Genomic DNA, 26,328 nt, shown 5'->3' with positions numbered 1-26,328 from the left:
GGCCAAGCCCTGCGGCCCAGATGCCTCAGCGACGCCCCGTCCGTCCGCTCAGCCCTGCGGCCCCGGATACCCCAGTGACGCCTCGATGCGGCCCGCCACGTCGTCCCGTTGCACCGGGCCGCGCAGGGCCGAGCCGGTCAGCCGGGTGCGGCACTTGCTGGCGAGGAGCAGGCCGAAGGCCTCGGCGTCGCGCTCCTCGGCCTGGTCGAAGCGGGTGCGGGCGGCGACGCGGTGGACCGTGGCCTCGAGCGCGGCCTGGTCGGTGTCGTCGCTCAGCAGCCGTGTGGCCACACCCACACCGGCACCGTCGACGTGGTGGCCGCAGTGGTCGGCCTGCATGTGCCACAGCTCGTGGCCGAGGATCACCAACTGGTGGTCCGGCGCGGTGCGTTCCTCCACGACGACCAGGTCGCGGTCGGCCATGTCCAGCCAGAGTCCGCTGGCCGTACCGGGCGGAAAGGCGGCCGTACGGAAGTGCACGGGCCGGCCGCGGCGGCGGCTCATCGCCTCGCACAGCGCGCGGTACAGCTCGTGCGGCGGGGCCGGTGCGGGCAGCGTGAGCCCCCCGACCAGCTCGGCGCACAGTCGGCGCATGTCCCTGCCGATGCCCACAGTCCTCCCCCGGCTCACGACTCGGGCCGCTTGACACTCTCCAGGAGCATGTCGAGCCACTCCGCGACCTTGTCCCGGTGCTGATCGGTGGGCAGTTGCGCGGCCCGCCAGGCGATTCCGCGCACCCCGTGGTCCTGCAGCAACCGCTCCAGCGGATCCACCACCGCCTCGGCCGCTGCCCGCTCCCGGTCGGCGAGTTTCTGCAGCAGCTCCTGCTCGGTGCGCTGCAGCGCGCCCGCCAGCGCCTCGGGGTCCTCCGCGGTGAGGAAACCGGCGTGCACCCGGAAGAACCGCTGCAACGCGTCGCAGTGCTCCATGGTGGGCCGGCGGTCGCCGTTGATGAGCGCGCCGGCCTGCTGCCGGGACATGCCGGCGCCGTCGGCGATCTCCTGCTGGGTGTACTTGCGGCCGCCCGGCTTCAGACGGGTGCGGCGCAGCAGGTCCAGGCGCTGCAGAAAGCGGGCCTGGACGTCCGGTTCGCCCGCCGGGCGGCCGCTGAGCAGGGCCTTGACCACCGGCTCCGGGACACCGCAGGCGACGGAGAGCCGCCCGACGTCGAAGACCTCGGTGTGCGGCACGCCGAGCCGGTCGGCGAGCGCGGTGACGCGGGCGACGACGGCCGGTAGCTGAGCGGTCCCCGTGGCGCCCGGATCCTCGTAGCCATCCGTCACCGACAGAACTCCTACGTCTCTCGAGGGCTTCAGGGGCGTCCGTGCTTCTCACAAGCGGTTGTCGTGAACTTCCCGGAGAGTAGCGGGTGCTTCGAACTCACATCCAGGTCTCGCCACAACTGTGGCGAATTTCAGCCGTCAACCGGCATGAAATGCCACGATAGTTGACATGGCTCTCGTCGGGGCACCAGGATCGCTTCGCCGCGTGAAGGCCGCAGAGGCAAGAGGGGTGACCTCCCGATGGCACATCAGGCAGGAGGGCAGTGGCCGGCGCCGCGGGCCGTCCCCCAGGGCTGCGAGGCCCAGGCATACCTCCAGGACTGCGCCACGCTTCTCGAGGCCGTCCCCTTCCCGTCCCTGGTCGTCGACCACCGCTGGAACGTGGTGATGGCCAACGGCGCGTTCGAGACGCTCTTCCGCGGTGTGCGCGCCCACCCGACGGCCATGCCCGGGGACAACTTCCTGCGCTTCGTCCTGTTCCACCCCGATGCCGGCGAGATCCTCGGGGAGCACGAGCCGGGGTGGTGCCTGCCGATGCTGGCCCACCTCAAGACCGCGGTCGAGCGCTACGGCCACGACCACGAACTGCAGGCCGTCCGCCGGGACATCGCCCAGGACCCGATCATGGAGGCCGCCTACCGTCAGGGCCTGCCGCACTGGATCCGCGCCGTCGGCGAGGCCGGGGCGCAGCTCGACGGCGCCGTACGCCTCCTGCTCCACCCCGACCCGCGCCGGGGGCCCACCGAGTGCCGCATCGTCGACGAGACGTCCCCGACCCTCCGGGAGATCGGCTTCACCCGGCTGACGATGGTCCTGCGCGACTCCCGGCGCCCGGCCGCCGTCTCGCGCCGCCCGCGCCGGCCGCGCGGTACGGGTGCGCATCTGACGGTCGTCCCGGCGCCCACCGAGGACTGACCCGGCTCCGTCGCCGTTCAGGTCGTCGACGGGGTCGGGCCGGACAGACCCCTCTTTCCGGCCGGGCACCCCACGCCGGGTTCACGCAAGCAGCTTGCGTAACTTGCGTTAGGCTTGCGCGTATGACGCGACGACTTGCGGAAGTGGCGAAGAAGGTCGGGGTCAGCGAGGCCACGGTCAGTCGGGTGCTCAACGGCAAGCCCGGAGTCTCCGAAGGCACCCGGCAGGCGGTGCTGACCGCCCTCGACGTCCTCGGCTACGAGCGCCCCACCCAGCTGCGCGGCGAACGCGCCCGGCTCGTCGGCCTGGTCCTGCCGGAGCTGCAGAACCCCATCTTCCCGGCGTTCGCGGAGGTCATCGGGGGCGCACTCGCCCAGCTGGGGCTCACCCCGGTGCTGTGCACGCAGACCAAGGGCGGGGTGTCGGAGGCGGACTACGTGGAGCTGCTGCTGCACCAGCAGGTCTCCGGCGTCGTCTTCGCCGGCGGCCTGTACGCGCAGGCCGACGCGCCGCACGACCACTACCGGCTGCTCGCCGACCGCAACATCCCGGTCGTACTGGTCAACGCGGCCATCGAGGACCTCGGCTTCCCGGGTGTGTCCTGCGACGACGCCGTCGCCGTCGAGCAGGCCTGGCGGCACCTGGCCTCCCTGGGCCACGAGCGCATCGGCCTGGTCCTCGGACCCGGTGACCACGTGCCCTCGGCGCGCAAACTGGCCGCTGCACACGCCATCGCCGGTGGGCTGCCGGACGAGTTCGTCGCCCGGGCCATCTTCTCCATCGAGGGCGGCCACGCGGCCGCCTCCCGGCTGATCGACCGGGGCGTCACCGGGCTCATCTGTGCCAGCGACCCGCTCGCCCTGGGCGCCGTCCGCGCGGCTCGTCGCAAGGGGCTCGACGTCCCCGGGCGGATCTCCGTCGTGGGCTACGACGACTCGGCGTTCATGAACTGCACCGAACCGCCGCTCACCACCGTCCGCCAGCCCATCGAGGCCATGGGCCGCGCGGCGGTCGAGCTGCTGAACGCCCGGATCGGGGGCAGCGCCGTTCCCGCCGAAGAGCTGCTGTTCGAGCCCGAACTGGTGGTGCGCGGCTCGACCGCGCAAGCCCCGCGCGGCTGACATCCGGAAGAGCCGAGCTTTTGCCAAATAATTTCATATTGCGCGCGACATCTTGCGGCAGGATGTCGGCGGTGCTTGAGTGTGCGGCGCCCACCGCTCTCCTGCCTTGAGGGGTCCACCGATGAGAAGCACCGGGTTCCGCCGTACCGTCGCCACGATCGGCGTCTGTTCCTCCTTCGCCCTCGCCGCGTCCGCCTGCGGGTCGGGCGACGACGGCACGGCGAGTGGCAAGACACGCATCACGGTCAACTGCGAGCCGCCCAAGAGCGCCGAGGTCGACCGGAGGTTCTTCGAGGAGGACATCGCCTCGTTCGAGAAGCAGAACCCGGACATCGACGTCGTCGCGCACGACGCCTTCCCCTGCCAGGACCCGAAGACCTTCGACGCCAAGCTCGCCGGCGGGCAGATGGAGGACGTCTTCTACACGTACTTCACCGACGCCCGGCACGTCGTCGACATCAACCAGGCGGCCGACCTCACGCCGTACCTCAAGGAACTGAAGAGCTACGACACCATCCAGAAGCAGCTGCGGGACATCTACACCGCGGACGGGAAGGTCTACGGCATACCGCGCACCGGTTACTCCATGGGGTTGATCTACAACCGCAAGCTCTTCCAGAAGGCCGGACTCGACCCCGACCGGCCCCCGGCGACCTGGGACGAGGTCCGCGCCGACGCCAAGAGGATCGCCGCGCTCGGCGACGGCACCGTCGGATACGCCGACTACAGCGCGCAGAACCAGGGCGGCTGGCACTTCACGGCCGAGTTGTACTCGCAGGGCGGAGACGTCGTCAGCGCCGACGGCAGGAAGGCGACCGTCGACACCCCCGAGGGCCACGCCGTCCTGCGGAACCTGCACGACATGCGGTGGACCGACGACTCGATGGGCAGCAAGCAGCTCCTCATCATCAACGACGTCCAGCAGCTCATGGGTTCGGGCAGGCTCGGGATGTACCTCTCCGCCCCCGACAACATCCCGATCCTGGTCAAGGAGAAGGGCGGCAACTACGAGGACCTCGCCCTCGCCCCCATGCCCGGCGGCAAGGGCACCCTCATCGGCGGCGACGGCTACATGTTCAACAAGAAGGACACCCCCGCCCAGATCCGCGCCGGCCTGAAGTGGCTCGACCACATGTTCCTCACCCCGGGTGAGGGCTTCCTCGGCGACTACGCGCGCGCCAAGAAGAACGACGCGCCCGTGGGCCTGCCCGAGCCGCGCCTGTTCACCGGCGCCGCCGATGCCAAGGACCAGCAGGTCAAGAAGGCCAACGCCAACGTCCCGGTGGAGAACTACCAGGCCTTCCTCGACGGCAACCAGCGGCTGCGGATGAAGATCGAGCCGCCGGACGCCCAGCAGATCTACTCCGTCCTCGACGGCGTCGTCTCCGCCGTCCTCACCAAGGAGGACGCGGACATCGACCACCTCCTCAAGGAGGCGTCCGGCAAGATCGACAGCATCCTGGCCCGGAGCTGACCGCCATGACGAAGACGGCCGAGCGGCGGTCCGCCGAGGAGCCCGCCGTCCACCCGGTCCCGGCGCCGCTCCCGGCAGGGGGCCGGGGGCGGCGCCGCCTCCTCGACCAGGCCCGTGCCTACGCCTTCCTCCTCGGCGGCCTGCTCTGCTTCGCGCTGTTCTCCTGGTACCCGGCGATCCGCGCGGTCGTCATCGCCTTCCAGAAGTACACGCCCGGCTCCTCGCCCGAGTGGGTCGGCACCGCCAACTTCACCCGCGTCCTGCACGACCCCGAGTTCATGGCCGCCTGGCGCAACACCCTCACCTTCACCCTGCTCGCCCTGCTGATCGGCTTCGCCGTCCCCTTCGTGCTCGCCCTCGTCCTCAACGAGCTGCGGCACGCGAGGGCCTTCTTCCGGGTCGTGGTCTACCTGCCGGTGATGATCCCTCCGGTGGTCAGCGCCCTGCTGTGGAAGTGGTTCTACGACCCCGGAGCCGGCCTCGCCAACGAGGCGCTGCGCTTCGCACACCTGCCCACCTCGAACTGGTCCAACGGCACCGACACCGCGCTCGTCTCCCTGGTGATCGTGGCCACCTGGGCCAACCTGGGGGGCACCGTCCTCATCTACCTCGCCGCCCTGCAGTCCATCCCCGGCGAGCTGTACGAGGCCGCCGAACTCGACGGCGCCCACCTGCTCCAGCGCATCCGGCACGTGACGATCCCGCAGACCCGGTTCGTGATCCTGATGCTGATGCTCCTTCAGATCATTGCCACCATGCAGGTGTTCACCGAGCCTTTCGTCATCACCGGCGGCGGCCCCGAGAACGCCACGGTCACCGTGCTCTACCTCATCTACAAGTACGCCTTCCTCTACAACGACTTCGGCGGCGCCTGCGCGCTCAGCGTGATGCTCCTCGTCCTGCTCGGCGCCTTCTCCGCCGTCTATCTGCGGCTCACCCGCTCCGAGGGGGACGCATGAGCACCCGGACCCTGATCTCCCCGGCCACGCTCGCCCGCCCGCGCGGCAAAGCCGTCTACTGGACCGTGTTCACGGCCGTCGTCCTGCTCTTCGCGCTCGCCTTCCTCTTCCCGGTCTACTGGATGGTGGCCGGCGCGATGAAGTCCCCCGACGAGGTGGCCCGGACCCCACCCACGCTCGTACCCGAGCACTGGCACCTCGGCGGCTACACCGGCGCCTGGGACCTGATGCAACTGCCGCAGCACCTGTGGAACACGGTCGTACAGGCGGCCGGTGCCTGGGCGTGCCAGCTGGTGTTCGGCACGGCCGCCGCGTACGCCCTGTCCAGGCTGAGGCCCGCCTTCGGCAAGGTGGTCCTCGGCGGCATCCTCGCCACCCTGATGGTCCCGGCCCAGGCGATGGTCGTCCCCAAGTACCTGACCGTCGCTGACCTCCCGCTGATCCACACCAGCCTGCTCGACGACCCCCTCGCCATCTGGCTCCCGGCCGTCGCCAACGCCTTCAACCTGTATCTGCTGAAGCGGTTCTTCGACCAGCTGCCGCGCGACGTCCTGGAGGCCGCCGAGATCGACGGCGCCGGCCAGCTGCGCATCCTGTGGTCGGTCGTGCTCCCCATGTCCCGGCCGGTGCTCGGCGTGGTGTCGATCTTCGCGCTGGTCGCGGTGTGGCAGGACTTCCTGTGGCCGCTGATGGTCTTCTCCGACACCGGCAAACAGCCGATCAGCGTCGCCCTGGTCCAGCTGTCGCAGAACATCCAGCTCACCGTCCTCATCGCCGCGATGGTGATCGCCAGCATCCCGATGGTGGCGCTGTTCCTCGTCTTCCAGCGGCACATCATCGCCGGGATCAGCGCGGGCAGTACCAAGGGCTGACGCCGGCGCCCCGTCTACAGAAAGGCAAGCTCAGTGGGACAGCCCACCCATGCCCCGAAGGACCATGACTGGTGGCGCTCGGCCGTCATCTACCAGGTGTACGTCCGCAGCTTCGCCGACGGCGACGGCGACGGCACCGGGGACCTCGCCGGGGTCCGCGCGAGACTGCCCTACCTGGCCGAACTCGGCGTGGACGCGCTGTGGTTCAACCCCTGGTACCTGTCACCCATGAAGGACGGCGGATACGACGTCGCCGACTACCGTGCCGTCGATCCGGCCTTCGGCACCCTCGCCGAGGCCGAGAAACTCATCGCCGAGGCACGCGAGCTGGGCATGCGCACGATCGTCGACATCGTGCCCAACCACGTCTCCGACCAGCACCCCTGGTTCCGGGCGGCCCTCGCGGCAGGGCCCGGCAGCCTCGAGCGCGAACTGTTCCACTTCCGGCCCGGACGCGGCGCGCACGGCGAACTCCCGCCCAACGACTGGCCGTCGCAGTTCGCCGGCTCCAGCGAACCGGTGTGGACGCGCCTGACCGACGGCGACTGGTACCTGCACCTGTTCACCCCCGAACAGCCCGACCTCAACTGGGCCCACCCTGCCGTACGCCAGGAGCACGAGGAGATCCTGCGCTTCTGGTTCGAGCGCGGTGTCGCCGGTGTCCGCATCGACTCCGCGGCCCTGCTCGCCAAGGACCCCGACCTGCCCGACCTCGCCGCGCACCCGGAGCCGCACCCGTTCGTCGACCGCGACGAACTCCACGACATCTACCGCTCCTGGCGGTCCGTCGCCGACGCCTACGACGGAGTCTTCGTCGGCGAGGTCTGGCTCCCCGACCCCGGGCGCTTCGCCCGCTACCTGCGCCCCGACGAACTCCACACCGCCTTCAACTTCTCCTTCCTGTCCTGCCCCTGGGACGCCGAGCGGCTGCGCGCCTCCATCGACACCACCCTCGCCGAGCACGCCCCCGTCGGCGCCCCGGCCACCTGGGTGCTGTGCAACCACGACGTGACCCGCACCGTCACCCGCTACGGCCGCGAGGACACCGGCTTCGACTTCGCCGTCAAGGCCTTCGGCACCCCGACGGACCTGGCGCTGGGCACCCGCCGGGCCCGGGCGGCGGCCCTGCTGTCGCTGGCGCTGCCCGGAGCCGTGTACGTCTACCAGGGGGAGGAACTGGGGCTGCCGGAGGCCGAGATCCCGGTCGAGCGCATACAGGACCCGATGTACTTCCGCTCGCACGGTGTCGACCCGGGCCGCGACGGCTGCCGGGTGCCGCTGCCCTGGGCGGCCGACGCACCGTACGCGGGATTCGGGTCGCGCGAGGAGCCGTGGCTGTGGCAGCCGGACGACTGGACGGCGTACGCGGTCGACCGTCAGCAGCGGGATCCGCACTCCATGCTCACCCTCTACCGCAAGGCCATCGCCATCCGCCCGGTCTTCGGCGACGGCCCGCTGACCTGGCTGCCCGCCCCGGACGGTGTGCTGGCCTTCTCCCGCGCGGAGGGCGCGCTGTGCGTGGTGAACCTCGCCGCGACACCCGCCGAACTGCCCGCGCACTCCCGACTCCTGCTCAGCAGCGGCCCGCTGGACGACGACGGCCGACTGCCGCGGGACACGGCGGCCTGGCTGCACGCCTGAGCCGCACCCGCACCGCCTGCTATCCCACGCACCCCCACCACGAAGGGATCAGCACATGCACACCAGCACCGTCAGCCATGTCAGGCGCATGCCGGCGATCGGGGCGGTCGTCGCCCTCGCGGCCGGCATGCTCGTCGCCGTGGCCCCGGCCGCCCACGCGGCCGCGGGCGCCACACTGCCCTTCACCTCCGTCGAGGCCGAGTCCGCGAGCACCACCGGCACGAAGATCGGCCCCGACTACACACAGGGCACGCTCGCCTCGGAGGCCTCCGGCCGGCAGGCCGTACGGCTCACCTCCGGTCAGCGGGTGGAGTTCACCGTCCCGCGTGCGTCCAACGCCGTGAACGTCGCCTACAGCGTCCCGGACGGCCAGTCCGGATCGCTCAACGTGTACGTCAACGGCGTCAAGCTCGCCAAGCCGCTCCCGGTGACCTCCACGTACTCCTACATCGACACCGGCTGGATCCCGGGAGCGAAGACCCACCACTTCTTCGACAACACCCGCCTCCTGCTGGGGCAGAACGTCCAGGCCGGCGACAAAGTCGCCTTCGAGTCGACCGGAACCCAGGTCACCGTGGACGTAGCCGACTTCGAGCAGGTCGCGGCGGCCGCATCCCAGCCCGCCGGTTCGGTGTCCGTCGTCTCCAAGGGCGCCGACCCCAGCGGCAACGGCGACTCCACCCAGGCCTTCCGGGACGCCATCGCGGCGGCCCAGGGCGCAGTGGTGTGGATCCCGCCGGGCGACTACCGGCTCACCTCCTCGCTCGGCAACGTCCAGAACGTGACCCTGCAGGGCGCGGGCAACTGGCACTCGGTCGTGCACACCTCCCGCTTCATCGACCAGGCCGGCTCCTCCGGAGGCGTCCACATCAAGGACTTCGCGGTGCTCGGCGAGGTCACCGAGCGCGTCGACTCGAACCCGGACAACTTCGTCAACGGTTCTCTGGGTCCTGGGAGTTCGGTCTCCGGGATGTGGATCCAGCACCTCAAGGTGGGGCTCTGGCTGACCGGCGACAACGACAACCTGGTGGTCGAGAACAACCGCATCCTCGACACCACCGCCGACGGCCTGAACCTCAACGGCACCGCCAAGGGCGTCAGGGTCCGGAACAACTTCCTGCGCAACCAGGGCGACGACTCCCTCGCCATGTGGTCGCTGTACTCCCCGGACACCGACTCCAGTTTCGAGAACAACACGATCTCGCAGCCCAACCTCGCCAACGGCATCGCCGTCTACGGCGGCACCGACATCGCGGTGAAGAACAACCTGGTCTCCGACACCAACGCCCTCGGCAGCGGCATCGCGATCTCGAACCAGAAGTTCCTCGACCCGTTCCACCCGCTGTCCGGCACGATCACGGTCGACGGCAACACCCTCGTCCGCACCGGCGCGATGAACCCCAACTGGAACCATCCGATGGGCGCGCTGCGCGTCGACTCGTACGACAGCGCCATCAACGCCATCGTCAACATCACCAACACCACGATCAGCGACAGCCCCTACAGCGCCTTCGAGTTCGTCTCCGGCGGCGGGCAGGGCTACCCCGTCCGCAACGTCACCGTGGACGGCGCGACCGTGCGCAACACTGGGACGGTCGTGGTCCAGGCGGAGGCCCAGGGCGCCGCCACCTTCCGCAATGTCACCGCCACCTCCGTCGGCGCCGCCGGCATCTACAACTGTCCCTACCCGGCGAACTCCGGCTCCTTCACGCTCACCGACGGCGAGGGCAACTCCGGCTGGTCCAGCACCTGGTCGGACTGCTCCACCTGGCCCCAGCCGGGCCCGGGCAACCCCGATCCCGACCCGAACCGCAACCTCGCCAAGGGCCGCCCGGCCACCGCGACCGGCTCGCAGGACGTCTACACGCCCGGCAAGGCGGTCGACGGCGACGCGAACACGTACTGGGAGTCGACCAACAACGCCTTCCCGCAGTCCTGGACGGTCGACCTCGGCTCCTCCTACGCGGTCCGCCGCCTGGTGCTGAAGCTGCCCCCCGCCACGGCCTGGGGCGCCCGCACCCAGACCATCACGGTGCTCGGCAGCACCGACGGCTCGGCCTACTCCACGGTCGTCGGCTCCCAGGGCTACCGCTTCGATCCGGCCACCGGCAACACGGCCACCGTCTCCCTGCCCGGCGGTACCAACCTGCGCTACCTGCGCCTGAGCGTCAGCGCCAACACGGGGTGGCCCGCCGGGCAGTTCAGCGAGGTGGAGGCGTACCTCACCTCCTGAGCCGGTCACGCCTCACGGATCCGGCACCAGACGGGCGCCCCGGCACCGGGACACGCAGATCATCATCGTGTCGCCCGCTGCCCGCTCCTCCTGAGCGAGGACCGAGTCCCGGTGATCCGGGGCGCCTTCCAGGACGTCCGTCTCGCAGGTACCACAGGTGCCCTCGGCGCAGGAGTACAGCACCTCGGCCCCGGCGGCGCGCACCGCCGCAGCAGTAGACCAGGGTGCCGTCGGTGACCCGTCCAGCACCGGGTCCAGGTCGAGGAGTCCGGTCTCGTCCTGCGGGGCCAGGGTGACCCGCTCGCCGTGGCGCGCCAGCTCCTCCCCGAAGGCCATGGAGGCGCGGGTGCTGCCGCCGCACAACCCGCCGTCGCCGGGGCCCGCTGGTCCCAGACGAAGTCCGCGAGCCGCTCGGTGGACACCACTTCGCCGAGGTGCACGACCAGGGCGCCGAGCACGGCGAGGGGCCGGGAACCGCCGGGCGGGGCCCGCCGGCCGCCCTCCCACACCTCCAGCGGCCCGAGCAGCCGTACCTCGAGCATGGATGGCACCCCGATCGCCGCACCGTCCGCCCCCTCGCGGATGGTGACAACGATATCCGTGAACCCCGTCCGGGCATGCCGAAGGCCGGGTCGTCCTGTCCGGATCCGGCCCCTCCGCTCGGGCGGCCGGGACCCTCCTCGACGCCCGGCGTCCGGAACGGAATCAGCCCCGTCTCCGGTGGCGGGAGCGCGGCCCGTGGCTTCCCCTTCCTCCGGCGGTTGGCGGATCTCGCGGGCGCGGGCCGTACCGTCCTTACCGGAGACGGGACATCGGAGGCTCTCGTATGACAACCGACTGCGGAATCCGTGGCGGTGAGGACCGGGGACAGAGGCCGCATCCGTCCCCGCCGCCGGCCGTACCCACGACTTTCACATGGGCGCCACCGGACCCTTCCCTGACGTTTGCTGCTCTTGGAACACTCGCTGCGCGCAGATTCCGTCATCGGGCGGCATCGTGTACGTCAGGATGAGAGGACCCTCACTCATGCCCGAAGTCAACCGGCGGCGCTTCCTCCAACTCGCGGGGGCCACCACGGCGTTCACCGCGCTGTCCGACAGCATCCAGCGCGCGGCCGCACTGCCCGCCCACCACCGCACGGGTTCGGTCGAGGACGTCGAGCACATCGTCGTCCTGATGCAGGAGAACCGTTCGTTCGACCACTACTTCGGCTCGCTCCGGGGCGTGCGGGGCTTCGGCGACCCGCGGCCGGTGACGCAGAACGGCAAGTCCGTCTGGAAGCAGTCGGACGGCACGAAGGACATCCTCCCCTTCCATCCGGACGCCGACGACCTGGGCCTGGCCTTCATCCAGGACCTCCCGCACGGCTGGAACGACGGGCACGCCGCGTTCAACGGCGGTAAGTACGACAAGTGGGTGCCCGCCAAGTCCTCGACGACGATGGCGTACCTGACGCGCGACGACATCCCGTTCCACTACGCGCTCGCCGACGCCTTCACCATCTGCGACGCCTACCACTGCTCCCTCATCGGCTCCACCGACCCGAACCGCTACTACATGTGGACGGGCCACACCGGCAACGACGGCAAGGGCGGCGGCCCGGTCCTCGGCAACGACGAGTCGGGGTACGGCTGGACGACGTACCCGGAGCGCCTGGAGCAGGCCGGGGTCTCCTGGAAGATCTACCAGGACGTCGGTGACGGCCTCGACGCGAACGGCTCCTGGGGCTGGATCAACGACGCCTACCGCGGCAACTACGGCGACAACTCGCTGCTCTACTTCGACCGGTACCGCAACGCCAAGCCCGGCGACCCGCTGTACGACAAGGCCCGCACCGGCACCGACGCGCGCCAGGGCGAAGGCTTCTTCGACCAGCTGAAGGCGGACGTGACTGCGGGCAGGCTGCCCCAGGTCTCCTGGATCGTCGCCCCCGAGGCCTTCACCGAGCACCCCAACTGGCCGGCGAACTACGGTGCCTGGTACGTGGCGCAGGTCCTGGACGCGCTCACCTCCGACCCGGAGGTGTGGGGCAGGACGGCGCTGTTCCTCACCTACGACGAGAACGACGGCTTCTTCGACCACGTGATCCCGCCCTTTCCGCCGGCCTCCGCCGCCCAGGGCAGGTCCACCGTGGACCCCGCGCTCGACCTGTTCAAGGGCGACGCCGGCCACACCGCGGGCCCCTACGGGCTCGGCCAGCGGGTGCCGATGCTGGTCGTCTCACCGTGGAGCAAGGGAGGTTACGTCTGCTCCGAGACCCTCGACCACACCTCGATCATCCGGTTCATCGAACGCCGCTTCGGCGTCGAGGAGCCGAACATCTCCCCGTGGCGGCGGGCCGTCTGCGGCGACCTGACCGCCGCCTTCGACTTCTCCCGCAAGGACACCGCACCGGTCGTGCTGCCGTCCACGGCCGGCTACCGGCCGCCGGACCACGACCGGCACCCCGACTACGTGCCCACCCCGCCCGCCAACCCCGCCCTGCCCAGGCAGGAGCGCGGCAGCCGGCCCACCCGTCCCCTCAAGTACGTTCCGGCGGTCGACGGTTCGGCGGACACCGTGACCGGGAAGTTCACGCTCACCTTCGCCTCCGGCGCCCACGCGGGCGCCGCGTTCCTGGTCACCTCGAACAACCGGACCGACGGCCCCTGGACGTACACCACCGAGGCCGGCAAGGCCCTCTGCGACACCTGGAACTCGGCCTACTCGGGCGGCTCCTACGACCTCGCCGTGCACGGCCCGAACGGCTTCCTGCGCCTCTTCAAGGGCCGGAACAAGGTGGCCGGACCCGAGGTCACCGCCCGGCACGTCGGGGACGACGTCGAACTCACCTTCACCAACAAGAAGTCCGGAACGGTGAAGCTGAAGGTCGTGAACGCCTACGGCGGCAGCCCCGTCACCGTGACGGTGCGGCCCGGGGCCACCGTGCGGCAGCGGGTCGGCCTCGCGGCGAGCAGGCGGTGGTACGACCTCACGGTCACCTGGGACGGCGACCCGGCCTTCCTGCGCGGTGTCGCCGGCCACGTCGAGAACGGTCGCCCCGGGGTCAGCGACCCGGCCATCATCACGGGATGAAGGGGGTGAACGGGTGATGAGCACCGCTCCGTGCGGACTGGTCAGGTACCGGTCACATCACGGTAGTGTGCCCCGGTGACCACGCAATCGAATACGCCTGCAGGCTGGTACCCCGATCCGCACGGGGCGGCCCAGACGCTCCGCTACTGGGACGGCGCGCAGTGGACCGAGCACACCAACCCGGCGCAGCAGGCCGCCGGGCAGGTTCCGCAGCAGCAGGCCGCGCCCCAGCAGGCCGCAGGCCACGGCCTCCACATCCCGCAGCAGCAGGCCGCCGACCCCAAGGTGCAGCGCCAGGTGCAGGTGCAGGCGGGGGTCTCGGCGGGCGGACCCGGTGGCGGCACCCTCTTCACCGAGCCGGTCCTGGTGGTGAACCAGAAGGCCAAGCTGATCGAGCTGACCAACGAGTACAAGGTCATGGACCAGAGCGGCCGCGAGATCGGCGCGGTCACCGAGGTCGGGCAGAGCGCGCTGAAGAAGATCCTGCGCTTCGTCTCCAGCCTCGACCAGTTCATGACGCACAGGCTGGAGATCCGCGACGCCTACGGCCAGCCGCAACTGGTGCTGACCCGGCCCGCGAAGATCTTCAAGTCGCGGGTGATCGTGACCCGGCCGGACGGTTCGCCGGTCGGTGAGATCGTCCAGCAGAACATGATCGGGAAGATCAACTTCGCGATGAACGCGGACGGCCGACAGGTCGGCGCGATCAAGGCGGAGAACTGGCGGGCGTGGAACTTCGCGATCGTCGACCACGCGGACAACGAGGTCGCCCGGATCACCAAGACCTGGGAAGGCCTCGCCAAGACGCTGTTCACGACCGCGGACAACTACGTCCTGCAGATCCACTACCAGCTGCCCGAGCCGCTGCTGAGCCTCGTGGTGGCGACGGCCCTGACTGTCGACACCGCGCTCAAGCAGGACTCGCGGGGCTGGAACTGAGGGGCCCGCACGGGGAGTACGGCAGGGAGTACGGCAACGGCGGCCGGTGCACGCGGACTTCGCGCGCACCGGCCGCCGCCGTGTGTCCGGTCAGAGTGCGGTGAGATGCCCGGGCTGCTTCGGCTGCCGTGGCACCAGCGCCGGCTCGGCCGTGGCCGTGCCCGGCTCCAGCGCCAGTACCGCGGCCACGGGGTGGGCCTCGTCAGGGACGGCGTCGTGACCCGGAGGCGGAGCGAACCGGGTCAGCAGGACCACGCCCCAGGCGGCCAGGGCCGCCCCGGCCAGGGCCAGCAGCACGCCGCCGACGCCGCCCTGCAGGCCCTGCCCGAGCAGGGTGAGCCCGATGACCGCGGCGGCCACCGGGTTGGCCAGGGTCACCACGGCCAGCGGGGCGCCGAGGCCACCGCGGTAGGCCGTCTGCGACAGCAGCAGCCCCCCGCCGGCGAACCCGGCGACCAGGACGGCGACCACGACCACCTCGACGCTCAGCGCCGGACCCCTGCGGTGTGTGGCCGCCACCGTCACCGTCTGGGTGAGCGCGGAGGCGACGCCCGAGGCGAAGCCGGAGGCGGTCGCGTGCCTCAGGCCCGGGCGGGCGCCGGGCCAGGACAGCATGCCGATCAGGGTGGTGGTCGTACCGGCGACCGCCAGTGCCTCGGTCAGGGTCAGCACCCGCTCGGGCGCCGGGCCGGAGGCGGTCACCAGCAGCGCGGCGAGGCCCAGCAGGGTGAGTGCCGTACCGCGCCATTCCTGCGCGCCGACCCGCCGGCCCGCCGCCCGCGCCCCGAGCGGCACGGCCGCGACCAGGGTGAGCGCCCCCAGCGGCTGTACGAGTGTCAGCGGGCCGTACTTGAGGGCGACGACGTGCAGCAGCGCGGCGGCCGCGTTCAGGCCGACCGCCGACCACCAGGTGCTGGTGCCGAGCAGCCGCACGAGGCCCGCGCCGGAGCTGCGGGAGGCGAGGCGTGCCTGGGCGACGGCGGCCATGGCGTAGGCCACGGCCGAGACCAGGGACAGGCCGACGGCGATCAGGGCGGCTGCGCTCATCGGGCCGCTCCCACCAGGACGGTCTCCTTCGGGGCGAGCCGCCGGGCGCCGCGTCCCGCCGTGCTCGACGTCCGCCGCGGCGGATGGACGAGTGCGAGGGCGGCGCCGAGCATGGCGGTCGCCACGATCGCGTCGAGCCAGTAGTGGTTCGCCGTGCCCACGATCACCAGCAGGGTGATCAGCGGGTGCAGCAGCCACAGCCAGCGCCAGTGGGACCGGGTGGCCGCGATCAGGCCGATCGCCACCATCAGGGCCCAGCCGAAGTGCAGCGAGGGCATCGCCGCGAACTGGTTGGAGAGGTGGTCGCTGGAGGGCGGGCCGTAGACGGAGGGGCCGTAGACCCGGGCGGTGTCGACCAGGCCGGTGCCGGTCAGCATCCGCGGCGGGGCCAGCGGGAACGTGAAGGGCAGCACCAGGGCGGCGGTGGTCACCGCGGCCAGGACCCGGCGCGCCCAGACGTAGTACGCGGGGCGCCTGAGGTACAGCCAGACCAGGAAGGCCAGGGTGGCCGGGAAGTGGAGGGTGGCGTAGTAGGTGTTCGCCAGGTGGACGAGGGTGTCGCCGTGCAGCAGTGCGGACTGCACGGCGGTCTCGTGGGGGAGGTGCGCGCTCCGTTCGAGGTCCCACACGCGGCGGCCGTTGTGGAAGGCCTCCGCGGTGTGGCCGACGGCCAGCTGCCGCCCGAGCTTGTAGACGAGGAAGAGCCCCGCGACGAGCAGGAACTCACGCAGCAGCGGCGGCCGCGCTGTGGCTATCGCGTCCGGCTCCGCTTCTGCAGGCTCGATTCGGGCATTCATCCCCCGGCCCCTTCGCTGACGATCGTGCGTGTGGTGGTGCGTGCGAGCCCGGGCCGAGGCCCGGAAACCTATCGACACGTCCCCGTACCGATACGCCAGTGTACCGATACGCTCGAGTACCGGTACACTGGCGTATCGATTGATGTGCGACACACTGGGAACAGGGTCTGCAGCCGACCTTGAGCGAAGCTGTAACGGCCGTACACGAGTGAGGAGAAGCAACGCATGACGTCGCAGGCCGCGGACGGACCGGAGACGGTCGCCGCCTCGCGCCGCTCCAAGATCACGCCCGAGCGTGAGCGGGAGTTCTTCGACGCCGTGTTGGAGCAGATCCGCGAGTGCGGCTACGACTCCGTGACCATGGAGGGCGTCGCCGCCAGCACCCGTTGCAGCAAGTCCACGCTCTACCGGCAGTGGAAGACCAAGCCGCAGTTCGTCGCGGCCGCGCTGCGCGCCAACCGCAAGGTGCGCTTCGCCGGCATCGACACCGGCTCGCTCGCCGAGGACCTGCGGCAGGCCGCGCGGGCCGCGGGCGACTGGTCCGGCAAGGACACCAGGCTTCTCCAGGCGCTCGGGCCCGCGGTCACGGCCGATCACGAACTGGCCCAGGCGCTGCGCGAGGCGCTGGTGCTGCCCGAGATCGCCGCGCTCCAGGAGATGCTGGCCCGGGGCGTGGAACGTGGCGAGGTGCCCGCCGGCCACCCGGCGCTGGAGTACATCCCCGCCATGATGTTCGGCGTCCTGCGCGTCCGGCCGGTGCTCAGCGGCCAGTACGCCGACGGCGACTATCTCGTCGGGTTCGTGGAGGCCACCGTGCTGCCCGCGCTCGGACTGACCTGAAGACTCGGGTCACCGTTCACGGGATGACTGAACGGTGACCTGCCGGCGCCGCACCGTGGGGACGGGGGCGGCGCACCCCCCGGCCGGGTGGGGCTCCTCTTGAGCGGAGGGGAGCCCCACCCGGCCGACTTCCCTCTCAGACGTTCTGGCCGTTCCCGCCGCCCGACGAGACCTTGATGCCCTCGAGGATCTCGTCGACGACGGACACCTTCTGTCCGACGTCCACGCCGAAGCGCACCACGACGATCTGCTTGGCGTCGTTGGGCGAGGGGAAGGCGACCGACTCGACATAGCCGTCGGCGCCCTTGCTGGTGACCGCCTTCCAGCGCACCAGGTAGCCCTTCTGGCCGGCCACCGTCACGGTCTTGGAGGCCAGTTCCTCGTGCGAGGTGATGCTGCCGTAGGTGGTGCCGCCGTAGGACTCCTTGGCGTTGGCCGCGATGTCCGCCTTGGCGACCGCCTCGGCCGTGTCGCCCTTCGTGCCGAGTGCGAGGGCGGGCGCGGTGTAGGCGCCGCCCGCGGTGCAGGTCTGGGCGCTGTTGCCGGGGCACTTGTAGGAGTCGTCGGACGTCACCTGCGCGCCGACGCTGATCGTCTGCCCGGTCCAGCCGTGCGGTACGGGCAGGCTGATCCCGTTCACCGGGTCGGGCACCGTGCCGCCCCCCTTGACCTTGGGCGCCGCGGACTGTCCCGGGGACGGCGACTCGCCCGGGCCGCCGGACTCGTCCGGGCCGCCGCCGGGTCCGCCCTGCCCGCCGCCCTGCCCGCCGGGCGTCTGCTGGGGACCGGCGCGGCCGCCGCCCCTGTCCCCGTCCCCCTTGGCGAGGGCGTACACGCCGACCATGATGCACGTCAGCACCGCGACCGCCGCGGCGACGGCTATGCCCGTGCGCAGACCGCGCCGGGGCGCGGCCGGCGGCTGGGCCGGATACGCCGGATAACCGGGGTACGCCGCGTACGGCGCGGGAGCTGGTTGCGCTCCGTACGCCGGCGGCTCCGGCGCGGGACCCCACGCGGCGGCCGCCCCGGCGGGGCGGGTCTGGTCCGTCCAGGCCTTGCCGTCCCACCAGCGCTCGGTGGGCGGACCGTCATTCGTCTGCCCGGGGTCGGGGTACCACCCGGGAGGAGTCACCTGCGTCATGCCCCCACCGTATGAGGCATCGGTGAAAGCGGGATGAGAAGATCCGCCGCCAATCGCGCGGACCGGGACATTTCTCCCAGGAATTCTCCGGGAGGACCTCGGCGGCCTCCCCCTGACCGCCTGCGCCTCCGAGCTGACCGCCTGCGCCTGCGAGGCCGTTCGCGTGCGGCGCTCGAGCCCTCACCCCCTCACCACCAAACGCGCCGGCCCGCCCCGCGCCCTTCGCGACAGGGGCAAGCCGTCCCGCCCCGGTGTCACCGAGCCGAGGACGCTCGGGTGGTGGGCGCCCGTGCTGCGGGGGTCGGTGCCGGGCAGGCCATGGGCGGTGAGGAAGCCCAGGACCGCGAAGGCGTACGCCTCCTTCGCGGCGGCGGGCAGGCCGAGCTCGTCCGAGGTGCGGACGGCGGTCTCCGGGAGCAGCCGCCGGAGCAGGGACATGAGCACCGGGTTGCGGATGCCCCCGCCGGAGGCGATCACTTCCGTGGCGCCGACGGACCGTACCGCGTCGGCGACCGTCCGGGCCGTCAGCAGGGTGAGCGTCGCCAGCACGTCCTCGGCCGGCAGGCCGCCCGGTCCGGCCGCCCGCAGGTACCCGGAGTGGAACAGCTCCTTGCCGGTCGTCTTGGGCGGCCGAAGCGCGTAGTACGGCTCGGCGAGCAGTCGGTCCAGCAGCGGCGGGTACGGCCGGCCCCGCGCGGCCAGGGCCCCGTCGGTGTCGTAGGCCAGGCGCCCGCCGCTGTACTCCCGTGCCGCCGCGTCGAGCAGCGCGCAGCCCGGCCCGGTGTCGAAGGCGGTACCGTCCGGCGCGGTCAGGTTGGCGATGCCGCCGATGTTCAGTGCGACCGGCGTGCCCGGCCGGCCCCGCAGCCACAGCAGGTCGACCAGGCTGACCAGGGGTGCGCCCTGACCGCCGGCGGCGACGTCCCGGGCGCGGAAGTCGGCGACCACCGGCAGCCCGGTCGCCTCGGCGATCCACGCGGGCTGTCCCAGCTGGAGCGTGCCGTGCACCCGCCCGCCGTCGGCCCAGTGGTAGACCGTCTGGCCGTGCGAGGCCACCAACTCGCCGCGCCGTGCGCAGAGTTCGCGGTCGGCGCGGACCGCCGCGGCGGCGAACGCCTGCCCGATCCGGGTGTCGAGCCGGCACACCTGCGCGAGCGGGACGGCGGCCGGTGGCAGCGCCGCCGCGAGCGCCTCGCGCAGCCCGGCGTCGTACGGTGAGCTCACCATGCCCAGCGGCCTCAGCACCAGTGTGTCGCCGTCCAGGCGCAGATCCCCGGCCGCCGCGTCCACCGCGTCGTACGACGTCCCCGACATCAGCCCGATCACCCGCATGCATCCACCACCTTGTGTGAGGGTGTCCTCACCAGGGCGAGCGCGCTGACCGCGCACGCCGCCGCCGCGTAGTAGGCGGGCACGTCCACGTTCCCGGTCCGCCGCACGGCCTCGGTGATGATCAGCCCGGCACATCCGGAGAACACCGCGTTCGACAGGGAGTAGGCGAGCCCGAGCCCCGTCCAGCGCACCCGCGCCGGGAACATCTCGGCGAGCAGCGCGGGCCCGGGCCCGGCCATCAGCCCCACCACCGCGCCCGCGGCACCCGTGACCACGCCCTTGGTCACGGCCGACGTCCCGTCGTCCTGGAGGAGGTTGAACAACGGCACCGCCAGCCCGGCCACCAGCAGCGCCCCCGTCAGCATCACCGGCCGCCGTCCGACCCGGTCGCTGAGCAGGCCCGCCGGGAGGATCGCGGCGGCGAACCCGACGTTGGCCGGCACGGTGGCGAGCAGCGCCTGGCGGACGTCCGCGTGCAGCGTGGTCTGCAGGTACGAGGGAAGGACGACCAGGAACGTGTATCCGGCCGCCGCCCACCCCACCACCCGCCCGGCGGCCGACAGCACCACCGTCGCGGCGGGCCCGGCACCCCCCGGTCGGACGGCCCGCCCTTCCCGGAACTCCGGTGTCTCCTCCAGCCCCGCCCGCAGCCACAGCGCCACCAGCCCCAGCGGCAGGGCCAGCAGGAACGGCAACCGCCATCCCCAGTCGGCGAGTTGCGTCCCGGTGAGCACGGTGGCCGTCGCCGCCGCGACCCCCGCCCCGCCCAGCAGGCCCAGCGCGACCGTGAACGACTGCCACGCGCCGTACAGTCCGCGCCGGCCCGGTGGGGCGAACTCCGTCATCAGCGCCACCGCACCGCCGAACTCGCCCCCCGCCGACAGCCCCTGAAGCGCCCTCAGGAGAGTGAGCAGCCAGGGCGCCAGGGCACCCGCCGTGGCATAGGTGGGCAACGCGCCGATCAGTGTCGTCGTGGCCGTCATCAGCGCGACCACCCCGATCAGCACCGGCCGGCGCCCGATCCGGTCGCCCAGGGCGCCGAACACGGCAGCCCCGACGGGCCGGAAGAAGAACGCCAGCGCGAAGGAGGCGTACGTCCGCACCAGCCCCTCGGCCGCGCTCCCGCCCGCCGGGGTGAAGAAGCGGTCGGCCAGGACAGTGGCGAGATAACCGTAGACGCCGAACTCGTACCACTCGACCAGGTTGCCCACCGACCCCGCCGCCACCGCCCGCACCGCCGGCGCGCGGCTCGCGGTACCCCCGCGGGACCACCCGTCTCCGCGGTCTTCCTCGTTCTCGAAAATCAGCTTCATTTCAGGCCCTGTTGACGGTCCGTCGGCTGCCCGCCGGCTGGTCGGGCAGGATGCGCGTCGCCCAGCCGCATCCACTTTCACCCGGCGGGGCACCACGTGTCCCGACCGGCCACCACACATCCCATCGGACGGCTACGCTCGTGGTCTGTACGTCATTCGGGCGACCTGGGGAGGTAACGGGATGACGGAGGGACGGCCGTCCGCGGCCGGCTCGGCTTCCCTGTGGGAGCGGGACGCGGAGATCGCCACCGTCACACGGGCGCTCGACGTCCTGTGCGCCGACCAGACCTCCGCGGGGAACCTGCTGGTCTTCCGGGGCGAGGCCGGACTGGGCAAGACAGCGCTGCTGGCCGAGACGCGCCGCATCGCCGAGCGCCGCGGCTGCACGGTGTGGTCCGCACGCGGCGGCGAGACCCTGAAGTCCGTGCCGTTCAACGTCGTACGGCAGCTGCTGCAGCCCGCCCTGGTCTCCTTACTGCCCGAGGAGGCCCGCGAGTACCTGGGCGACTGGTACGACATCGCGGGCCCCGCCCTCGGCATAGTGGACCCCCGAGAGGGCAGCGTCGACCCGCAGTACGTGTGCGACGGACTCGTCGCGGCCGTGCGCCGCCTCGCCCGCCGCGAATGGCCGCTCGTGCTGCTCGTCGACGACGCGCACTGGGCCGACCAGGAGACCCTGCGCTGGCTCGCCGCGTTCGCCGAACGCCTGGACGACCTGCCCGTGCTGGTCGTGGTCGCCCGGCGCCCCGGCGAGATGAGCGGCGACAGCGCCCGCCACTTGGACGCGGTGGCCGACGCGGCGGGCCGCCCCGTCAACAACCTCAGCGCCCTCACCCCGGAGGCCACCGCCGGACTCACCCGCGCCACCGTCGGCAGGCACGCCGACGACCCGTTCTGCCGCGAGGTCTGGGCCGTCACCGGCGGCAACCCCTACGACACCGTCGAACTCCTCGCGAAGGTGCAGGACAGCGAACTCCAGCCGGTCGAGGCACGGGCCGGCGAGCTGCGCGCCCTGAACCGCTCCGCCCGCGGCGGCGGCCTCGTCGACCGCCTCAAGGGACTCGGGGTCGAGGCCACCCGGTTCGCCTGGGCGGCGGCCATCCTCGGCACCGGCATCTCCGTCGACCTGGTCGCGCGGCTCGCCAGCATGCGCACCGACATCGCCGAGCGCTGCGCCGAGCTGCTCTGCAGCGCCCGTATCCTCACCGAACCCGACCCGGCGGCCGGCGCCGAAGCCGAGGCCGGCGAGCTGGAGTTCGTCCACCCGCTGATCGCCTCCGCCGTCTACAACTCCATCCCGCCCGGCGTGTGCACCGCCATGCACGGCATCGCCGCCCAGATCGTGACCGAGACCGGACGCGGTGCCGCCGAGGCCTCCCGGCACCTGCTGAAGGTGCACCCGGACGACGACGAGGAACTCGTCGAGCAGCTGCGCGAGGCGGCCCGTGAGCATCTGGCCGTCGGCGCGCCCGACGCGGCCCACCGTTGCCTGGAGCGCGCCCTGCGGGAGCCGCCCCGGCCCGAGGTCCACGCCCAGGTGCTCTACGAACTGGGCCGGGCCACCCTGCTGACCGCGCCCGCCGTCACCATCGAGCACCTGCAGAGCGCGCTGGCCATGCCCGGCCTCGACGGCGACCAGCGGGTCGACGCCGTGGTCCGGCTCTCCCAGGCACTGCTCCACAACGACCAGCTGGAGGAGGCCGTCCGCACGGTCGAGGCCGAGGCCGCGCGGCACGAGGCCGGCCCGGTTCGGCTGCGGCTGCAGGCCGTGCAGTTCATGTGGGAGGGCATCCACGGCGAAACCGTCTCCCCGGAACGCTCCCAGCGCCTGGCCGAACTGGCCGGCACCTGCACCGGCCGGGACAACTCCGAGCGCGCCCTGCTGATCCTGCGCGGCTTCGACGCGATGGCCCACGGCGAGAACGCCGAGGACGTCCTCCAGCTGTGCGACCGCGCCCTCGTCAACGGCCGCCTCGCGCCCGGCCTCGGCTGGACCGACGGCGAGTGGGGCATCGAACTGCTGATGATGCTCGGCAGCGCGTACACCTACGCCGACCGGCTCGACCGCGCCGAGAGCCTCTTCGCCGAGGCCCTGCGCGCCTACACCAGTGCCGGCTGGCGCGGCGGCCACCTCTCCCTGGCCAACGCCTTCCTCGGCCTCGCCTACCGCAGGCAGGGCCGGCTGAAGGACGCCGAGTCCACCCTGCGCGAGGCACTGGCCCTGGCGGAGCGGGTCGGCCGCAGGCTGCCCCTGTACTGGTCGGCGACCTGCGGACTCGTCGACACCCTGCTGGCCCGCGGACAGGTCGGCGAGGCCTGGTCGGTCGCCGAACAGTACGGCTTCGCCCCGCCGTACCCGTCCACGATCGTGCTGCCCGACATCCGCTCCGTCCGCGGCCGGCTGCTGATCGCGGTCGGCCGCACCGAGGAGGGCGTCAACGAGCTCGAGGCCGCCGAGAAGACCGCCGCGTCCCGCGGTGGCCACAACCCCGTCCTCGCACCCTGGTCCATCGACCTCGCCAAGGCCCTCGCCACGCAGGACCGCGCCCGGGCTGCCCAGCTCGCCGCGGACGCCCGCCGGCAGGCCGAGCGGTTCGGCACGGACACCGCGATCGGCGAGGCCCTGCGCTGCGCCGCCGCCCTGGAGACCGGCAGCCGCGCGGTCGGCCTCGCCGCCCGGGCCGTCGCCTATCTGGAAGCCTCGCCCTGCCAGTACGAGCACGCGGCGGCCCGGGTCGAGTACGGCATCGCGACCCGCTCGGTCGCCGAACTCAACCGGGGCATGGCGCTGGCCCGTTCATGCGGGGCGGACGGGCTGGTGGCCCAGGCGCGGGAGGTGCTGGAGACGGGGCGGGGACTGCGGTAGGGCCTGTCCGGCGGATCATGCCGTTATCGCGGGGCGGCGCACGACGGAACGCGGTTGTCGGCCGGACCCGGCGCCGACCGCATGACGTCGGCCGCGGTAGGTCGTACCCCGCCGGTCGGCGGCCGGCCGCATACCGTCCGCCTTATACGGCGAGCAGGTGACCGGTGACCGTCTCCAGTCGCTCGCGCACCGCCGTGTCGTACGCCGCCTCGTGCGCCCGCGCCGGCCGTGTCCCGTCGAAGTAGCCACCCGAACCGCTCTCCCGCGTGGCCAGTGCCAGCACACCCGGCGCACCGTCCGCCACCGAGTTCCACGGGGTGATCCCGCCCTCGCGGACCATCGCCGTGTCCATGTAGGTGGCGGGGTGCAGCACGTTCACGGCGACGCCCGTGCCCGCCAGCTCCTCCGCCAGGGTGAAGGTGTGCGCGGCGAGGGCGAACTTGCCGCGGCAGTACGCCGAGACACCGCTGTAGCCACGCATGAGTTCCGGGTCGGCGAAGTCCAGGGGCTCCTGTCCGGCCGAGCCGACGTTCACGATCCGGGCGGGCGGGTTGGCGCGCAGTACCGGCAGCAGGGCGCGGGTCAGTGCCACCGGTGCCAGATAGTTCACCGCGAGCCGCAGCTCGTGTCCGTCGGCGCTCAGCTCGCGCCCGGAGCCGGGCGGACCACCGCCCACACCCGCGTTGTTGATCAGTACGTCCAGCTCGGGATGAGCCTCGGCGACCCGGGCGCCCAGGTCCCGGACCGCCGCGAGCGAGGCCAGATCGGCGACGAACCCCTCCGCCCGGCCCTCGGTGCACAGCTCCTCGACGAGCTGTCCGGTGCGCGCCCGGTCGCGGCCGTGGGCGAGGACGAGATGGCCGCCGCGCACCAGTTCGAAGGCGAGGTAACGGCCGAGACCGGAGGTGGCGCCGGTGATCAGAACAGTGGACATGCTCCCACCCTAGGCACGGTCCGCCGGCCGGAGGAGGTGCTGCTGAAGCTACGACCAGCAGGGTCCCCCTCAGCGGGGCGCTTCCCCGTCCTCCTCGTTCTCCTTGTCCTCCCCGTCCTCCTCGGAGAGCACCCGCTGGGCCGTCGCGAACGCCGAGTCGGCGGCGGGCACTCCGCAGTGGGCGGCGGTCTGCAGCAGCACCGCCCCGATCTCCTCCGGGGTCCGCCCGTTGCGCCGCGCCGCCCGGACATGCAGGGCCAGCTCCTCGTAGGGGCCGTGCGCGACCAGTGCGGTCAGCGTGACCATGCTGCGTTCGCGGCACGAGAGGGTCGGGTCGGTCCAGATCTCGCCCCAGGCGCAGCGGGAGATGAAGTCCTGGAAACGGGCGGTGAACGGGGTCTGCCGGGCCTGCGCCCGGTCGACGTGCGCATCGCCCAGCACCTCCCGGCGCACCGCCATCCCGCTCACCTCGCCGGTCTCGGCGCGAGCCCCGCAGGGCTGAGGCCGCAGGTCAGGAGGGTTCCTCGGCGAACACCACCCACACCTGGCCGTCGGCGAAGTTCATCCGGCCGCCGTCCGCCGCCGTGAACGCCGTACCGTCCGTCGCCGCCGGCCGGGACCAGGTGGCGTCGAAGGACCGGCCGTCCCGCAGCACCTCGGCCCTCCCCGAGCCGACCGTCTCGGTGTACGGCGTGTGGTTGCCGAGGGCGTCGTGGTACCGGGACGAGCGGATGTTCACGTACTGCACGACGACCGTCGCCGGTGCCACCCGCTTGCCGTCAGTCGTCACCGTGGGCGTGCCGTCCATCGCGACCAGCCAGCCACCCTGCCGCGCCGACCACGTGAAATCGAAGCGCGCGGACGGGTAGCGCACGGTGCGCGAGGACTCGCGGGTGCCACCGGAGGGCGCCGGGCCGTAGTGGAACCCGGTGGTCAACGCGCCCTTGCCCGGAGCGGCGGGCAGCAGGCGGGCGGGGTGCAGATAGAGGTTGTGCGGTGCGGCCCTGCCGGTGCCCCGGTAGTAGGCGCCGGCGGCCTCGTCGGGCGACTCGGCCCGCAGGGGAGCCCGGCGGATCAGCGGCAGCAGCTTGCGCTGGGCTCCGGAGAAGGCCAGCGTCGGTTCGGCGAACTGGCGCAGCAGTTCCAGGTCGGACTCGCGGGCGCTGCGCACCGGGCCGACCGCCTTCGGGAGCTTGGTGGAGTACACCGCCATCAGACGGCTCAGGCCGCCCTCGACCTGCTCGGCGTAGACGACGTCCGCCGCGTCGAGTCCCGTCTGCGGGCGGGCCGCGGGGACGTTGTCGATCTTCACGGCTAGCGGTGAGCCGGGCGCGGCCGAGCTGCTGGGTGCCGGGGTCCGGTGCGGTGCGCGCCCGTCGTCGGAGGGGCCGTGCCGGGTGCAGCCCGCCGTCAGGGAGACCGTCATCGTGGCGGCGACCAGTGCCGCCGCCAGCCCGGTGCGTCGCGTGCGCGCCCTGTGTCCCATGCCCACCGTTGCCACCCCGTTCGTATATGTCGATTGTGTGCTCATCCGGTCGGCACTGGC

20 protein-coding genes and 2 pseudogenes are annotated in these 26,328 nt (G+C 72.1%); 11 read left to right on the top strand and 11 right to left on the bottom strand.

From position 1 onward, the window contains the following. Nucleotides 1–48 precede the first annotated feature (48 nt). Both ACFZDC_RS09100 and ACFZDC_RS09095 read right to left on the bottom strand, forming a co-directional pair. A complete protein-coding gene (locus ACFZDC_RS09100) occupies nucleotides 49–612 on the bottom strand; it encodes a toxin-antitoxin system, toxin component (RefSeq protein ID WP_391321724.1) in 564 nt (187 codons plus the stop codon). A gap of 14 nt (nucleotides 613–626) precedes the next feature. Then, entirely contained in the window at nucleotides 627–1,283 is a 657-nt protein-coding gene (locus ACFZDC_RS09095) for a helix-turn-helix domain-containing protein (RefSeq protein WP_391321722.1), read from the bottom strand. A gap of 240 nt (nucleotides 1,284–1,523) precedes the next feature. On the opposite strand from ACFZDC_RS09095, the gene ACFZDC_RS09090 reads away from it, so the two are divergent. From ACFZDC_RS09090 to ACFZDC_RS09060, 7 genes are all read left to right on the top strand, one after another. Further along, complete coding sequence (locus tag ACFZDC_RS09090; RefSeq protein ID WP_391321720.1) at nucleotides 1,524–2,198, top strand: hypothetical protein; 675 nt, start codon at nucleotides 1,524–1,526, stop codon at nucleotides 2,196–2,198. 122 nt (nucleotides 2,199–2,320) lie between these two features. Then, nucleotides 2,321–3,319, top strand: a complete 999-nt coding sequence (locus tag ACFZDC_RS09085) for a substrate-binding domain-containing protein (protein WP_391321718.1) — start codon at nucleotides 2,321–2,323, stop codon at nucleotides 3,317–3,319. A gap of 121 nt (nucleotides 3,320–3,440) precedes the next feature. After that, the gene (locus tag ACFZDC_RS09080) at nucleotides 3,441–4,793 is read left to right on the top strand and encodes an extracellular solute-binding protein (protein ID WP_391321716.1); all 1,353 of its coding nucleotides are present in this window, start codon (nucleotides 3,441–3,443) and stop codon (nucleotides 4,791–4,793) included. A 5-nt stretch (nucleotides 4,794–4,798) separates the two neighbouring features. After that, a complete protein-coding gene (locus ACFZDC_RS09075; protein ID WP_391321714.1) occupies nucleotides 4,799–5,752 on the top strand; it encodes an ABC transporter permease subunit in 954 nt (317 codons plus the stop codon). Continuing rightward, on the top strand, nucleotides 5,749–6,624 hold the full coding sequence (locus tag ACFZDC_RS09070) for an ABC transporter permease subunit (RefSeq protein ID WP_391321712.1): 876 nt from the start codon (nucleotides 5,749–5,751) through the stop codon (nucleotides 6,622–6,624). The genes ACFZDC_RS09075 and ACFZDC_RS09070 overlap by 4 nt, the downstream gene beginning before the upstream one ends. A gap of 33 nt (nucleotides 6,625–6,657) precedes the next feature. Then, nucleotides 6,658–8,265: an alpha-amylase family glycosyl hydrolase gene (locus ACFZDC_RS09065; RefSeq protein WP_391321709.1), complete on the top strand. Its 1,608-nt coding sequence runs from the start codon at nucleotides 6,658–6,660 to the stop codon at nucleotides 8,263–8,265. A 55-nt stretch (nucleotides 8,266–8,320) separates the two neighbouring features. Next, the gene (locus ACFZDC_RS09060) at nucleotides 8,321–10,498 is read left to right on the top strand and encodes a discoidin domain-containing protein (RefSeq protein WP_391321707.1); all 2,178 of its coding nucleotides are present in this window, start codon (nucleotides 8,321–8,323) and stop codon (nucleotides 10,496–10,498) included. Nucleotides 10,499–10,510: 12 nt separating this feature from the next. Here the strand turns inward: ACFZDC_RS09060 and ACFZDC_RS09055 are convergent. Further along, nucleotides 10,511–10,861 (bottom strand): annotated as a pseudogene (locus ACFZDC_RS09055) (flavin reductase family protein); the annotation flags it as partial. Nucleotides 10,862–11,524: 663 nt separating this feature from the next. Between ACFZDC_RS09055 and ACFZDC_RS09050 the strand changes: the two are divergent. Next, nucleotides 11,525–13,573 carry a phosphocholine-specific phospholipase C gene (locus ACFZDC_RS09050; protein ID WP_391321705.1) on the top strand — a complete coding sequence of 683 codons (2,049 nt, stop codon included), beginning with the start codon at nucleotides 11,525–11,527 and terminating at the stop codon, nucleotides 13,571–13,573. A 75-nt stretch (nucleotides 13,574–13,648) separates the two neighbouring features. Continuing rightward, nucleotides 13,649–14,512, top strand: coding sequence for a phospholipid scramblase-related protein (locus ACFZDC_RS09045; RefSeq protein WP_391321703.1), 864 nt, complete (start codon nucleotides 13,649–13,651; stop codon nucleotides 14,510–14,512). A gap of 90 nt (nucleotides 14,513–14,602) precedes the next feature. Here the strand turns inward: ACFZDC_RS09045 and ACFZDC_RS09040 are convergent, their stop codons facing one another. Together ACFZDC_RS09040 and ACFZDC_RS09035 are read right to left on the bottom strand one after the other, a co-directional pair. Further along, a complete protein-coding gene (locus ACFZDC_RS09040; protein WP_391321701.1) occupies nucleotides 14,603–15,559 on the bottom strand; it encodes a hypothetical protein in 957 nt (318 codons plus the stop codon). After that, nucleotides 15,556–16,356: a phosphatase PAP2 family protein gene (locus tag ACFZDC_RS09035; protein WP_391321699.1), complete on the bottom strand. Its 801-nt coding sequence runs from the start codon at nucleotides 16,354–16,356 to the stop codon at nucleotides 15,556–15,558. The genes ACFZDC_RS09040 and ACFZDC_RS09035 overlap by 4 nt, the downstream gene beginning before the upstream one ends. Before the next feature lie 225 nt (nucleotides 16,357–16,581). Here ACFZDC_RS09035 and ACFZDC_RS09030 point away from each other — a divergent pair, with 225 nt between their 5' ends. Continuing rightward, nucleotides 16,582–17,196 (top strand): TetR/AcrR family transcriptional regulator C-terminal ligand-binding domain-containing protein, encoded by a 615-nt coding sequence (locus tag ACFZDC_RS09030; RefSeq protein WP_391321697.1) that lies wholly within the window; start codon nucleotides 16,582–16,584, stop codon nucleotides 17,194–17,196. A 136-nt stretch (nucleotides 17,197–17,332) separates the two neighbouring features. Here the strand turns inward: ACFZDC_RS09030 and ACFZDC_RS09025 are convergent, their stop codons facing one another. From ACFZDC_RS09025 to ACFZDC_RS09015, 3 genes are all read right to left on the bottom strand, one after another. Further along, on the bottom strand, nucleotides 17,333–18,337 hold the full coding sequence (locus ACFZDC_RS09025; protein WP_391321695.1) for a DUF2510 domain-containing protein: 1,005 nt from the start codon (nucleotides 18,335–18,337) through the stop codon (nucleotides 17,333–17,335). Nucleotides 18,338–18,517: 180 nt separating this feature from the next. Then, entirely contained in the window at nucleotides 18,518–19,669 is a 1,152-nt protein-coding gene (locus ACFZDC_RS09020; protein WP_391321693.1) for an anhydro-N-acetylmuramic acid kinase, read from the bottom strand. Next, the gene (locus tag ACFZDC_RS09015; protein ID WP_391321691.1) at nucleotides 19,660–20,982 is read right to left on the bottom strand and encodes an MFS transporter; all 1,323 of its coding nucleotides are present in this window, start codon (nucleotides 20,980–20,982) and stop codon (nucleotides 19,660–19,662) included. The genes ACFZDC_RS09020 and ACFZDC_RS09015 overlap by 10 nt, the downstream gene beginning before the upstream one ends. A 181-nt stretch (nucleotides 20,983–21,163) precedes the next feature. Here ACFZDC_RS09015 and ACFZDC_RS09010 point away from each other — a divergent pair, with 181 nt between their 5' ends. Beyond that, nucleotides 21,164–23,848 carry an AAA family ATPase gene (locus ACFZDC_RS09010; protein WP_391321689.1) on the top strand — a complete coding sequence of 895 codons (2,685 nt, stop codon included), beginning with the start codon at nucleotides 21,164–21,166 and terminating at the stop codon, nucleotides 23,846–23,848. Between the two features lie 142 nt (nucleotides 23,849–23,990). On the opposite strand, the gene ACFZDC_RS09005 is transcribed toward ACFZDC_RS09010, so the two are convergent. From ACFZDC_RS09005 to ACFZDC_RS08995, 3 genes and pseudogenes are all read right to left on the bottom strand, one after another. Continuing rightward, nucleotides 23,991–24,782 carry an SDR family NAD(P)-dependent oxidoreductase gene (locus tag ACFZDC_RS09005; RefSeq protein ID WP_391321687.1) on the bottom strand — a complete coding sequence of 264 codons (792 nt, stop codon included), beginning with the start codon at nucleotides 24,780–24,782 and terminating at the stop codon, nucleotides 23,991–23,993. A 69-nt stretch (nucleotides 24,783–24,851) separates the two neighbouring features. Then, nucleotides 24,852–25,250 (bottom strand): annotated as a pseudogene (locus ACFZDC_RS09000) (carboxymuconolactone decarboxylase family protein); the annotation flags it as partial. A 43-nt stretch (nucleotides 25,251–25,293) separates the two neighbouring features. Further along, entirely contained in the window at nucleotides 25,294–26,268 is a 975-nt protein-coding gene (locus ACFZDC_RS08995; RefSeq protein ID WP_391321685.1) for a DUF3048 domain-containing protein, read from the bottom strand. Between the last annotated feature and the right edge of the window lie 60 nt (nucleotides 26,269–26,328).

The sequence above is a fragment of the Streptomyces sp. NPDC007905 genome, assembly GCF_042959345.1.
Lineage (GTDB): Bacteria > Actinomycetota > Actinomycetes > Streptomycetales > Streptomycetaceae > Streptomyces.
The sequence above is the reverse complement of the archived record's forward strand: the minus strand, read 5'-3'. Positions and strand labels throughout refer to the sequence as shown.